General features: G+C 45.3%; 11 protein-coding genes. 9 read left to right on the top strand and 2 right to left on the bottom strand.

What is annotated here, in order from left to right:
* Positions 1-29: 29 nt before the first annotated feature.
* Entirely contained in the window at positions 30-551 is a 522-nt protein-coding gene (locus AT705_RS02870; RefSeq protein WP_058795411.1) for a TetR/AcrR family transcriptional regulator, read from the bottom strand.
* 238 nt (positions 552-789) lie between these two features.
* Between AT705_RS02870 and AT705_RS02865 the strand changes: the two genes are divergently transcribed.
* The 5 genes from AT705_RS02865 to AT705_RS02845 all read left to right on the top strand — a co-directional run bounded on the left by AT705_RS02865 (position 790) and on the right by AT705_RS02845 (position 6,560).
* Complete coding sequence (locus tag AT705_RS02865; RefSeq protein WP_058795410.1) at positions 790-1,008, top strand: hypothetical protein; 219 nt, start codon at positions 790-792, stop codon at positions 1,006-1,008.
* 110 nt (positions 1,009-1,118) lie between these two features.
* Positions 1,119-1,601, top strand: a complete 483-nt coding sequence (gene purE / locus AT705_RS02860) for a 5-(carboxyamino)imidazole ribonucleotide mutase (protein WP_049865230.1) — start codon at positions 1,119-1,121, stop codon at positions 1,599-1,601.
* A 2-nt stretch (positions 1,602-1,603) separates the two neighbouring features.
* Positions 1,604-2,752 carry a 5-(carboxyamino)imidazole ribonucleotide synthase gene (locus AT705_RS02855; protein WP_058795409.1) on the top strand — a complete coding sequence of 383 codons (1,149 nt, stop codon included), beginning with the start codon at positions 1,604-1,606 and terminating at the stop codon, positions 2,750-2,752.
* 68 nt (positions 2,753-2,820) lie between these two features.
* Positions 2,821-3,762, top strand: coding sequence for a YeiH family protein (locus AT705_RS02850; protein ID WP_058795408.1), 942 nt, complete (start codon positions 2,821-2,823; stop codon positions 3,760-3,762).
* A 323-nt stretch (positions 3,763-4,085) separates the two neighbouring features.
* Positions 4,086-6,560, top strand: a complete 2,475-nt coding sequence (locus AT705_RS02845; protein ID WP_058795407.1) for a S9 family peptidase — start codon at positions 4,086-4,088, stop codon at positions 6,558-6,560.
* A gap of 42 nt (positions 6,561-6,602) precedes the next feature.
* Here AT705_RS02845 and rrtA read toward each other — a convergent pair whose 3' ends face one another.
* Positions 6,603-7,175 (bottom strand): rhombosortase, encoded by a 573-nt coding sequence (gene rrtA / locus AT705_RS02840; protein WP_058795406.1) that lies wholly within the window; start codon positions 7,173-7,175, stop codon positions 6,603-6,605.
* A gap of 82 nt (positions 7,176-7,257) precedes the next feature.
* On the opposite strand from rrtA, the gene ggt reads away from it, so the two are divergent.
* From ggt to AT705_RS02820, 4 genes are all read left to right on the top strand, one after another.
* Positions 7,258-9,021, top strand: coding sequence for a gamma-glutamyltransferase (gene ggt, locus AT705_RS02835; protein WP_058797890.1), 1,764 nt, complete (start codon positions 7,258-7,260; stop codon positions 9,019-9,021).
* A gap of 173 nt (positions 9,022-9,194) precedes the next feature.
* Positions 9,195-10,889: an NAD-dependent malic enzyme gene (locus tag AT705_RS02830; RefSeq protein WP_058795405.1), complete on the top strand. Its 1,695-nt coding sequence runs from the start codon at positions 9,195-9,197 to the stop codon at positions 10,887-10,889.
* A gap of 194 nt (positions 10,890-11,083) precedes the next feature.
* Entirely contained in the window at positions 11,084-11,899 is an 816-nt protein-coding gene (locus AT705_RS02825; protein ID WP_058795404.1) for a hypothetical protein, read from the top strand.
* An 83-nt stretch (positions 11,900-11,982) separates the two neighbouring features.
* The gene (locus tag AT705_RS02820) at positions 11,983-12,681 is read left to right on the top strand and encodes an SIMPL domain-containing protein (protein WP_058795403.1); all 699 of its coding nucleotides are present in this window, start codon (positions 11,983-11,985) and stop codon (positions 12,679-12,681) included.
* Positions 12,682-12,705 lie beyond the last annotated feature (24 nt).

Genomic DNA, 12,705 nt, shown 5'->3' with positions numbered 1-12,705 from the left:
CCATATAAAGAACACATCATACATATTCACTAATAAAGCAAGGTCAGCTTATTAGTAAGAAGTCGCAGCATACTGTCTTTACAGGAGGCGGGGTCGGACAAGCCCTGGATCAGGGTCATAAAGTAACAGTCCATCATCACGGTTGCTTTTATTTCGTCGTACTCTTGCTCTGCAAAAAGGAGTGTTTTAAAGGCCGATATTTGATCGGCAAAGTAGGCTTGATGCCATAGCAAATCGCTTAGTAGTGCCTGACTGAATTCACGGTGCTGCAAATAAAAAGCGAACAGGTGGCTGGCATAGTGGCGTAACTTTAGCCTGGCAGAGTGATGTTGATCTGTGCTGATGGCATTGTCGATAACCGCATCGATACGCTGGTGCATTGCAGTTTTGAGAATATCCACTTTACATGGGAAGTGGCTGAAAACAGTTCCGACTGCGATACCCGCTGCTTTGGCTATTTGACGGGTAGAGGTCTCCTGGTAGCCATCTGCAATAAACAGTTGCCAGCTTTCATCCAAGATTAGCTGTTTTGTTTTTTCGCTTTTTTTCATTGCGGTTTAGTATCATGTTTTTCACCATTATACCATGATAAACGACCACCCAAATATAAACAATAAACGTTTAATCAGCATCTTAGCTGACTTTCCAGTAACTAAGAAGGTAATCATTTGGGCGCGATATAGCAGATCTTTTTTGTGTATTGGCAATCCATGTTGGCCACTTCATATTGACAATTGAGCGTGCTCATTTAAAAATATGAGCGCGCTCAATAAATGTTAAGGAGGCTATATGTTGCAGCGAATGATAGGTTATGTTTTGTTTATCCCTTTTATTCTGTTTTACAGCTATGTCCTTGGCCCGGTGCTTAGAGCCGTACTGGTACCCGGCGGAATAGCTTTACTCTTTTTGATTTTAGGCCCTGATGCATTTTTCTACCATTGGCGAAAAGCGCAAGTTGGGCAATCTGAGATTGAAATACAGGAGGGTCAGTCTGGCGAATCTATTTAGTATGGAAATGTCGATTCGCTTTGCCGCGCCACTTGGGTATAATACGCCTGAAGTTGGCGCATACCCCTAAAACTGCGCCTAAATCGTTCAATTTAAACTGAGGAATAATTATGACGGTTGGCATCATTATGGGCTCTAAGTCCGATTGGCCTACAATGCAACATGCAGCAGACATGCTGGATAAGTTCGGTATTGAATACGAAACAAAAGTTGTTTCTGCGCACCGTACACCGCAGTTGCTAGCTGATTACGCTTCCTCAGCGGCAGAGCGGGGCATCAAAGTTATTATTGCAGGCGCCGGTGGGGCTGCACATTTGCCAGGAATGGCTGCTGCATTTACCAGCCTGCCTGTGTTAGGTGTGCCTGTGAAATCGAAAACGCTGAATGGTGTTGATTCATTGTTGTCGATCTGCCAAATGCCAAAAGGTGTCGCTGTCGGCACGCTTGCAATTGGTGACGCTGGGGCCGCAAATGCAGGGCTGCTCGCGGCTCAAATTCTGGGTTGTCAACAGCCAGAGATTTTCGACAAGGTCGAGGCGTTCCGAAAGGCACAAACTGAAACCATTCTGGCTAACCCTAACCCAGCAGAGTAGTAATGAAAGTATTAGTTTTAGGCGCAGGCCAGTTAGCTCAAATGATGAGCTTGTCTGCTACGCATTTAAATATTCAGGTCTCTGCATACGATGTCGCGACTCAGCAAATTATTAACCCGGTAACGTTCGAAGCACACAGCGCAACACTGGAGCAAGCAATAGCGGATGTCGACGCTATTACCGCAGAGTTTGAACATATTCCGGCGGATGTTTTGTCGGTATGCCAGCAAACGGGGAAATTTTACCCAGGAGCCGAAGCCATACTGACCGGTGGTGACCGGGCTAAAGAAAAAGCACTGCTTGAAAAAGCGCAGGTAGCCTGTGCCCCATATGCGTTAATCACTGAAAAAGCACACTTTGTGGCTGCAGTTGAAAAACTGGGTAAGCCGCTTGTCGTTAAAACATGTCAGGCCGGCTATGACGGCAAAGGCCAATGGCGCGTAAAGCATGATGATGAAATTGAGACTATCTGGCAGGAAATGTCTGAATTTTTAGCAGCCGGTACCGAAGCGGCACCTCACGCCATTATCGCTGAACAAATGATCCCATTCGACCGTGAAGTGTCAATCATTGGTGTGCGAGATCGCAATGGTCAGTGCCGAATCTATCCTTTGACGGAAAATCAACATACCAATGGCGTGCTAACACTGTCTATCGCAGGTAAAGAAAAGTCGGCAATTCAGGCTCAGGCAGAATCGGCATTCTCAGCATTGGCAAGTGAACTTGACTATGTTGGTGTCCTGGCGATTGAGTTTTTTGACGTCAACGGCACGTTATTGGTAAATGAAATAGCACCTCGGGTGCACAATTCCGGACATTGGACACAACAAGGTAGTCACGTTAGTCAGTTTGAAAATCATATTCGTGCCATCGCGGGCTTACCTGTAGGCGATACCACTCTGATCAGGCCAACAGCCATGGTCAACGTTTTGGGACAGGAAAACATTCCAACTGACGTATTGCAGATACCAGGTGTAACCAGCCACTGGTACGGAAAAGCCGCAAAACCAGGCAGAAAAATGGGTCATATTAACGTGTCAGCTAATAGTCTGCACGAGCTTGGCGAGCGCCTTGCTGACCTGGCTGAAATACTCCCGGAATCAGCTTACCCAGGGATCGCCGAGACAAGCCATGCCCTAATCCTTAACTAGGGTATAAGTGCGCCGTGATTATCATTATCCGGCGCAATTTTATCTGGTGACTGCGTGCGAGCGTACATATGTTATTAGAACGACCTGGCTTCCACAAAACTTTATTTTTATTAGCCTTCTTATTTGCCCTATCGCCATTTGCCAGCGCCTCTTCAGCACTGTTCATCGGACTTGGCTTTGCGCTCATATTGGGTAATCCGTTACCTGATTTATCCAACAACGCATCAAAATGGTTACTAAAGTTGGCCGTCATTGGCTTGGGATTTAACGTCAATATCGAAGAAGTACTCGCTGTCGGTCGTAGCTCCCTGGTTTTAACCATCATCAGCATCACCGCAATCATAGGTTTGGGCGAACTTCTTAGCCAGGTATTTCGACTTAATCGTAATACAGGCACGCTGATCTCATTTGGCACAGCAATTTGCGGTGGTAGTGCGATTGCAGCGATGGCCCCAGTGATCAAAGCAAGGCAGGATGAAATCGCCATTTCGCTGAGTGTCATTTTCGCTTTAAATGCGCTTGGCCTGCTCATTTTTCCCTGGCTTGGGCATTACTTCTCGCTTTCAGAAAGTCAATTTGCTTTATGGAGTGCACTGGCAATTCACGACACCAGCAGTGTCGTAGCAGCAGCCTCAGTATATGGGCCCGTTGCTCTTACGATGGCAACAACGATTAAACTTACCAGGGCGATGTGGATCGTGCCCTATGCTGCTATGGCAGGTGTGTTCTGGCGCTCTTCTGAAAAAGCCAGTATTCCTTTGTTCATCATCGGCTTCATTGCCGCGGCGATGATCAATACCTGGTTGCCAAACTACCAACCTGTGTGGTCACTACTTTATAGTGGTGCTAAATCAGTGTTGGTTGCGAGCTTGTTTCTGATAGGCAGTGGTGTGTCCATGGCAATGTTGCGTCAAAGTGGCTGGCGGCCGTTCGCTATGGCATCGATACTATGGTTTATCGTCAGTGGCGTTATGCTGTTACTGATTTTGGATGGGCTGATCACACTTTAAAGGGCACAGGCCTTGCGAAAGAAGAACTTAAGGATTAATACCGCAAAGCAGATCAGGGCATTACAAAAAAAATAAAAAAAATGAATTTTTTTGGAACTTATTCTGTCAATCGCAGGTCTACTTTTATGAGGCGTGGATAGGCCTCATTTCATACTCGTTGTCCATCAACGACTATGTGAGCGCAGAGAGTATTTGGCCAGTAGTTTTACTGGCCTTTTTTTTGCAATAAACGCTCTGTCTGGTTGTTTGTCTAAAATTGTTCGAATTATCTGGTTTCATTTGCTTAAATTAGGTTTCAATTGCAATTTTAGATAATTCATAAAATGAAACAATCTCTTACTTCTCTCGCCGTGGCATCCGCGTTATTTTTAGCTGGTTGTCAGGTCACACAAAACAGTAACAATAATCAAAACTCCCAAGTCACGTCCCCAATAACTATAGCGACCACTGTCGAGACAACTGGCTCTCAGGCGATTACCCTCGAACAGGCAATGGCTGATCCAGACTGGCTTGGCAGAAAGCCTGAAGGTGGCTTTTGGAGTGCAAATAGTCAATCTGTTTTGTTTAAGCAAAAACAATCAGGGAGCGAATTAAGAGATACGTTTAAGTACGATGGACAAGGAATTGAGCAGGTCGACTTATCTGACAAACACCAAGTAGGTGCTGATGATGCTGTTTATTCAAGTGATGGTAAGCTACAGGCTTATGTTTTTGCAGGAAATGTGTTCGTTAAAGATATCAGCAATAACCAAGTAAGGCAGTTAACCAGATCAAGTCAAAAAGCTGAGCAACTTCAGTTTTTGACCTCAGGGCAACTTGCGTATCTTGCTGACAATACGTTTTATGCGATTGACCTTAACACAGGCCTGACAACCGAGCTGGCTAAATTGATTGTCACAGATGCGCCGTTGGGCGTCACTGAGCCAACCAGTTATATTGCACAAGAACAGCATCAATTGATTAGCTATGTAGCACTGCAGCACAAGAACGCCAAAGACGCACAAAGCCGGAAAAAAGCGTTGGTAGATCAAAATAGCACCATAGACAATAATCTCTTTTACCTGGGCAAAGACCAGCGCATCGTAGAAAGCAGTTTGTCTCCGGCAGGCGACAAACTCATCGTGGCTACAACCAAAGACATGCCTGAACGTAGTGCTCAGGACATCATGCCAAACTATGTGACACAGGATGGCAACATCGACCCGGTAAAGGCTCGTAGTCGCGTTGCGGATAATAAACCGGTTGAACACACACTAATAGTTATAGATCTGAAAACCAAGCAGCAGCAATCACTGAGATACGACACTTTACCAGGTTTTGATGAAGATGTGCTGGCTGAGGTCAGAAGAGAAAATGCAGAGGCACAGGGTAAGACCTATAGCAGCAAAAAAGCACCACGTCATATCACACTGATACTTGATTGGGGTTGGGACCAATCTCCCATCCAATGGAATACGCAGGGAACTGAAGTTGCGCTGATGCTTGAATCCTGGGATAACAAAGATCGTTGGATAGCGACAGTAGACTTTAGTAACAATAAACTCGTGTCTCAGCATCGTCTGCACGATGAGGCCTGGGTGAACTATACACACAACGATTTTGGCTGGCTCAATAACAAGGACACGCTGTACTATCTGTCTGAAGAGTCAGGTTACAGCCATTTGTACACCAAGCCCCTGAATGAAAAAGCGACCCAATTAACATCAGGAAAGTTCGAAGTTTCAGAGTTGACGCTTACCAAAGACAACGCTGCAATCTATTTTAAAGCGAATAAAAAGCACCCAGGTATTTACGAAATATACCGCGTAGGTGTGCAATCTGGCAATTTGGAGGCATTAACCAATCTCAATGGTATGACAGATTATGTATTGAGCCCGGATGAAAGCAAACTCTTGTTGACGCATTCAAAAATTGTTATGCCTCCAGAGCTATACATTGCAAAAGCTGAACCTGGAAGTGAAGTAAAACAAATTACAAATACAGTATCAGACGCGTTTTTAAGTAAAAAACTCATTGCACCTAAAGTCGTTGCGATACCATCTAGCAATACCGACCAACCTATTTATGCGAAAGTTTACTATCCTGCAGATTATCAGGAAGGAGAGCAAGGCAATACGCGTAAAGCGGTGATTTTTAACCATGGTGCGGGATATCTGCAAAACTCTCATCTTGGCTGGTCAGTGTACTTCCGCGAGTTTATGTTTCACTCTTTACTTGCCAGTGAAGGATATGTGGTAATGGACATGGACTACCGGGCATCAAAGGGATACGGACGAGACTGGCGTACGGCTATTTATCGTCATATGGGTAAGCCGGAGATCGAAGATTTGGCTGATGGCGTAAACTGGATGGTTGAGAACGTCAATGTTGATAAGGGCGCAGTTGGCACCTATGGCGGGTCGTATGGTGGATTTATGACCTTTATGGCTTTGTTCACGCAGCCTGAATTATTCCAGGCCGGGGCAGCGCTTAGACCTGTTACAGATTGGGCTTATTATAACGACCCTTACACGTCTAATATTCTGAATCGCCCGGCGGATGATCCAATTGCATATCGTCGTAGTTCACCCATTTATTTTGCTGAAGGCCTCAACAAGCCTATGTTGATCAATGCCCCAATGATTGATGACAATGTGTTTTTCCAGGATGTAGTTCGATTGGTACAGAGATTGATTGAACTGGAGAAAGAAAACTATGAAACGGCAATTTACCCGGTAGAACCGCATGGCTTTGTGCAGCCTTCGAGCTGGCTGGACGAATATCGTCGTATCTATAAGTTGTTTAAAGAAAACTTATAGTTGATGCGTGGCGCAGGTCATTCGGGCTGCGCCACCGTCGTGCTATTTTTTTTGCCATAGTAAAGGCAAGGCCAACACCATACCGCCAACAGCACCAATCAAGTGCGACTCAATGGCAACGCGTGACGAAATAAGCTCACCAACTTCAGCACTGGGTCCGGCGTACTGTTCCCAGGCGAGCTTACCCAGAATACCTAAAAATAACAGAATTCCGGTTCTTTCACCGACTTTGATGTCTTTTATCGCTCCCCAGACGATCACACCGTGAAGCAGTCCGCTTAGTCCGGTATAAATACGGATATCCGGACAAAATAGCCAAATGCCAATTCCGGTCCAAAGCCCGAGTAGCAGCAGGTGTATCGCATAAGTTTTGGGCGTGCGGTATTCTGCATGTAATACCCAGATAAACCCGATACCAATGACATTCAGTAACCAGTGCATCCAATTGGTGTGAACATACTGGCTGGTCCAGATCCGCCACAACTCGCCTTGCTCGATCAACTCTCGGTTAAAGAGTAATAACTCCTGAACAGGCGGCAACATAAGCAAAGTACAAAAGGCAATCAAAATCGCAGGCGGCAATACGTAACGGGGCGCTAATGGCAGATCAAACATAATATTTCTTAGAATTTTTTTGCATATTGTGCCTGTTTACTTTTATGATGCCAATCATCTATCAGAAGAATTTCCAGACTCTATGAAACATCGCCTATCACTAGCCGCACTGGCGCTTGGCGCCGTATTGCCATTCACTTGTTCAGCATTAGACAGTAACACCAGAGAAGTCAGAGAACCCGAGGCTGCGACCGGATTGCAGCTTAAAAAAGAAAAAATCGCCAAAAAGTATATGGTGGTTGCAGCCAATGCACATGCCAGTAAAGCGGGGCAGTTAATGCTGCAACAAGGTGGTAGTGCTATTGATGCTGCTATTGCTGCTCAGCTGGTGCTGACACTGGTAGAACCGCAGTCTTCGGGTATTGGCGGGGGGGCGTTTATTCTTCACTATGATAAAGAAAATGAATACCTGACAACTTTTGATGGTCGTGAAACGGCGCCGCAAGGGGCAAAACCATCGTTATTTTTAGACAAAGAAGGCAAACCGGTGCGGTGGATGGAAGCCGTTGTGGGTGGCCGCTCTGTTGGTACGCCAGGTATTTTGTATGCTTTAAAACAAGCACATGACAAGTATGGAAAACTCAAATGGCGTCACTTGTTCAAGCCGGCAATCGCGTTAGCTGAAAATGGCTTTAAGGTATCACCCCGGTTACACATGCTATTAAAGAAGGAACTTAACCCGGGACTAACTAAATTGTCTCCTGCGAAAGAGTATTTTTATCCTGACGGTAAACCACTTGAAACAGGAACATTATTACGTAACCCTCAATTGGCAAAGTTGTACCGGGAAGTGGCTGAATTTGGCCTAAAAGGCTTCTATGAAGGTAAAAATGCCGATGACATCGTACGAGCTGTGCAAAAAGCCGAAATTGCCCCGGGTACCTTGTCGTTGGCGGATCTAAAAAACTATCATAGCAAGGAACGTGCGCCCATTTGTTCTAACTATCATAGCTACCGGGTTTGTTCGATGGCACCGCCCAGCAGTGGTGGTATAGCTGTGTTACAGATCCTAAAACTACTGGAGGGTAAGAAGCTTAGCCAGTATAAACCAAACGACCCAGAGGCCATTCACCTGTTTACTCAAGCCTCTCGTCTGGCGTTTGCCGATCGAAACTACTATATCGCAGATCCTGATTTTGTTGAGGTGCCAACACAAGGCTTGTTAAACCCAGCTTACCTTAAGCAACGTGCCTCATTAATTAGCGATAAAGACAATAGTGATTTTCCTATTGGTGACCCAAGTATGGGCGCGTTAGCTTATGCTCAGGACGACAGTTACGAATTACCTTCAACCACACACCTGTCCATTGTTGACGCTCAGGGGAATGCTGTTTCCATGACTTCATCGATTGAGATGGCTTTTGGCTCAACTGTGATGGTAAATGGTTATCTGCTGAATAATCAGCTGACAGATTTTTCTTTGTCACCTAAAGTGGGCGACTTATTGGTTGCTAACCGGGTAGAAGCGAATAAACGGCCACGTAGTTCGATGTCGCCGGTGATGGTGTTTAATAAAGATGGCTCACTCAAATTGGTAGTTGGCTCTCCAGGTGGCAGTCGAATTATTAATTACGTCGCGCAAACGGTGATTGGCGTACTCGACTGGGGCTTGTCTGTGCAACAGGCGATAGACTTACCTCGGGTAACCAATCGCAACCGATACACAACACTTGAAAAAGGCACTGACGTGGCAAAGTTGAAGCCAATTTTAGAGAAAAAAGGCCATGTTGTACGCGTCAGAGACCTCAATTCTGGTATTCACGCCATAGAAGTTACTGATGGCCAGTTAGTGGGAGGAGCTGATCCTCGCAGAGAAGGAGCTGCTATGGGAGAATCCAGCGAGTAACCTTGGCGATTATTTGGGATTTATCGTATAATGTACGGCTCTGTTTACGCATTGTCCATGTCTAAGCAGAGCCGTTTTTTATTGGTCTGACATGCTTAAAATTCATTGAATTTTAATGCATTTGCGCAATAATAATTCCTTGTACTTAAATTACCGAGTCACAGCTTGTAAATATGACTAAACAATCAGATCCCAACTATCTCTACATTCCATACTCTGGCCCAACGCTTTTAGAAACTCCGCTATTAAATAAGGGCAGTGCATTTAGTCAGCGCGAACGAGAAAACTTTAACCTCACAGGTCTCGTACCGCCACGCTTTGAAACCATTGAAGAGCAGGTCGAACGCTGTTACCAACAGTTCTCTAGTTTCAGTGACAACCTTAACAAGCATATTTATCTGCGTGCCATTCAGGATAACAACGAAACTTTATATTACCGTTTGGTCCGCGATCACCTTGAAGAAATGATGCCCATCATTTACACCCCGACAGTGGGGGATGCATGTGAAAAGTTTTCAGACATCTATCGTAGCTCTCGCGGTTTGTTTATTTCGTACGAAGAGCGTCATCAAATCGATGATATCTTGCGCAATGCGACTAAAAATAAGGTAAAAGTCATTGTTGTAACAGATGGTGAGCGTATTCTGGGCCTGGGAGACCAGGGGATTGGTGGTATGGGTATTCCGATTGGTAAGCTCGCGTTGTACACCGTCTGTGGTGGGATCAGCCCGGCCTACACTTTGCCTGTGATGCTTGATGTAGGTACTAATAACGAAAAGCTACTTAATGACCCAATGTACATGGGGGCGCGTCACAAACGTATTTCTCAGGAAGAGTACGACGAGTTCCTGGATTTGTTTATCAAAGCTGTAAAACGCCGTTGGCCTAATGTTTTGCTGCAATTTGAAGATTTCGCACAACCCAATGCAATGCCATTACTGAGCCGTTATCGTGATGAGATCTGTTGCTTTAACGATGACATTCAAGGAACAGCCTCTGTTACCGTAGGTTCGCTGTTGGCAGCTTGTCGTGTTAAAGGCACTAGATTATCTGAACAGAAGGTGGTTTTTGTCGGTGCTGGTTCTGCTGGTTGTGGTATTGCAGAGCAGATCATTGCGCAGATGGTGTCCGAAGGCATTTCGGATGAACAGGCGCGTAGCCAGATATTTATGGTTGACCGTTTTGGCCTGCTAACGGAAGGCATGGAAGGGTTACGTGACTTCCAGGCTGCTTTGGTTCAGTCGAAATCTGCACTGGAGACTTGGAGCTTCAGTGGTGAATATGCCTCTTTGCTGGATGTTATGCATTGCGCGCAACCTGACATTCTGATCGGTGTATCAGGTCAGCCGGGGCTGTTCACTGAACAGGTCGTTAAAGCAATGCACACTGGGTGCGAACGGCCCATTATTTTCCCACTGAGTAATCCGTCTCGTCAGGTAGAAGCCCATCCGAAAGATGTGATTGAATGGACCCACGGCCAGGCGATAGTTGCGACAGGTAGTCCGTTCGAGCCAGTGGAGTTTAATGGTGAAACATTTACTATCCCACAATGTAATAACAGCTATATTTTCCCGGGTATTGGTCTGGGTGTATTGGCGGCGAAAGCATCTCGCATCACAGAATCTATGCTGATGATTGCCAGTGAGATGTTGGCTGAATCTTCTCCTTGGGCTAATACAGGTAAGGGGAGCTTACTGCCTTCACTTGTTGAAATCGAACCCCTCAGTAAACGCATTGCGTTTGCCGTAGCTAAGAAAGCGATGGAAGAGGCCGTAGCGCTGGAAATGCCAGAAAACCTTATTTGGGCTGCAATTGAGAAAAACTACTGGTTGCCTGATTACCGTAACTACAAACGTTGTAGTGTTTAAACCAGCAATATAAAGGGTGTGGCGCATTTACACATTTTGCGCCACACTTATTATCAGTATTAAACGCTATACACATAGCGTTGGGCTGTGCATGGAGCACTGATAGAGAGTCTGTGCAATCCGACCCCATTTTGCTTCGTTGTAGGATCTCAGCAAAACCGGCTTTGCATTGATGTTCGATGTAGGTGAACTAAATGCGCTATGCCTTCATGATAGCACTGTTGTTTTTTTCTATTGGGTTACGCAGTGATCCTATTCAGATAGACATTGTGTCGGATTATTCCCCTGATCCAAACAAAGCCCCGGCCGACCTAGCCACACAACTGCTGCTTCAACTTGAAGAAACACTTGAGGACAAGTTAATCCTGACATTCATCCCGGCCAGCCGAAAAAGAGAATGGCGTGAGCTGGTACGCAACCCCAAAGCATGCCTGTATAACAAAGTAAAAACTCCAGAGAGAGAAGCCATGGCACTGTTTACACCTTATCCGCTGATGTCTTTTCCTGCCAACCGACTCATATTAAAAGATCAACCGAACATTCCAGATACAGTGTCACTAGGTACCATAGTCAGAATGGGGCTTAATATAGGTGTCTCAGAAGGGCGCTCTTATGGTTTGGATATCGACAATTTTATTTTAGAAAACCGACGGACTTTTTGGATATCACAAGGGAATCAAAGCGCTTTTCGGCTAAGAACTATGTTAAGTCAGGGGAAATTGGATGGCATTATTGAATATAGCTCTGTATTCATTAATGAACATCCATCAGCGCAGGCGCTCAACGGCTATAGTTTTCATGCGATTGAAGAAGCCGGGTTGACCATTTTTGGTTATATCGCTTGTTCGAAATCGAATGAGGGTAAACGTGCCGTCAACTTTTTACAATCCGCGCTGGAAAGACCAGACTTACAGCGTGCAATTATTTCAGCGCATACCGGCTTATTCTTTGAGCAGGAAGAACCTTTTATTCTTCGCTCTTTACACAAAGCGTATAACATTCAGCATTGATTAACAAACTTGTGCTTTAATTGGCGCAAAGCATGTGGTTTTATAAATCACACATTTTGTTGAATCCAAGTAAGGAGGCGTTCATGCGCTCACTTTTAGCCGCTGCTGCATTCGCGATCAGTACCTGTGCACACGCAGGCAGTTTACCAGAAGGCCCACATTTGTATGTTAAAGGGATGTCGTCTATGGAAGTGCAGCCTGATGCCGCCATCATTCGTGTCGCGATAACAGAAAAACACAAGTCGTTGCCTGAAGCCAAGTCGAATGTTGACCAAATCATGGCAAAGGCGATCCAGATAGCGAAAGAATTTGGCATCAAGAGCAAGGATATCCATGCGCAACAGCTCAATGTTCATCGTCAAACACGTTACAATCGCAAATCTAATGAAGAGGAGTTCGAAGGTTTCAGAGTGAATCGCAGCCTGACTGTTAAATTAAAAGATCTCGCCGAATATCCAAACTTGCTTCAGGCTTTTGTAGACAGTGGTATCAATCAGTTTAATAACACTGAATTTGTCGTTGAAGACAAAGCCGAATATATGAAAAAGCTTAAGAAATCAGCCATTGAAGAGGCAAAGGCGGCAGCCAGAGAACTAGCCGATGACTTCGATGTTGACTTGGGCCGTTTGTATTCTGTGTCATTTTCACCGATGAATGTGCCGGTACAACCTTACGCCCGAGGAAAAATGATGGCTGCTGAATCTATGGACGTCAGCCAAGCTTACAATACTGGTGATACGACATTAACTGCTGAGGTCTATGCGGTATATTTTATTGAGTAAACCCCCTATACTGGACCTACTTAT

Origin of the sequence: Pseudoalteromonas rubra (genome assembly GCF_001482385.1) — a bacterium.
In the GTDB taxonomy this organism is placed as follows: Bacteria; Pseudomonadota; Gammaproteobacteria; order Enterobacterales; family Alteromonadaceae; genus Pseudoalteromonas; species Pseudoalteromonas ardens.
This window is presented reverse-complemented; position numbering and strand designations above follow the sequence as displayed.

Excerpts from the sequence above, each read along its gene's own strand:
- AT705_RS02845 (WP_058795407.1), top strand. The coding sequence starts at position 4,086 with ATGAAACAATCTCTTACTTCTCTCGCCGTGGCATCCGCGTTATTTTTA.
- AT705_RS02830 (WP_058795405.1), top strand. The coding sequence starts at position 9,195 with ATGACTAAACAATCAGATCCCAACTATCTCTACATTCCATACTCTGGC.
- ggt (WP_058797890.1), top strand. The coding sequence starts at position 7,258 with ATGAAACATCGCCTATCACTAGCCGCACTGGCGCTTGGCGCCGTATTG.
- AT705_RS02870 (WP_058795411.1), bottom strand. The coding sequence starts at position 551 with ATGAAAAAAAGCGAAAAAACAAAACAGCTAATCTTGGATGAAAGCTGG.
- AT705_RS02820 (WP_058795403.1), top strand. The coding sequence starts at position 11,983 with ATGCGCTCACTTTTAGCCGCTGCTGCATTCGCGATCAGTACCTGTGCA.
- AT705_RS02865 (WP_058795410.1), top strand. The coding sequence starts at position 790 with ATGTTGCAGCGAATGATAGGTTATGTTTTGTTTATCCCTTTTATTCTG.
- AT705_RS02825 (WP_058795404.1), top strand. The coding sequence starts at position 11,084 with ATGCGCTATGCCTTCATGATAGCACTGTTGTTTTTTTCTATTGGGTTA.
- AT705_RS02850 (WP_058795408.1), top strand. The coding sequence starts at position 2,821 with ATGTTATTAGAACGACCTGGCTTCCACAAAACTTTATTTTTATTAGCC.
- purE (WP_049865230.1), top strand. The coding sequence starts at position 1,119 with ATGACGGTTGGCATCATTATGGGCTCTAAGTCCGATTGGCCTACAATG.
- rrtA (WP_058795406.1), bottom strand. The coding sequence starts at position 7,175 with ATGTTTGATCTGCCATTAGCGCCCCGTTACGTATTGCCGCCTGCGATT.
- AT705_RS02855 (WP_058795409.1), top strand. The coding sequence starts at position 1,604 with ATGAAAGTATTAGTTTTAGGCGCAGGCCAGTTAGCTCAAATGATGAGC.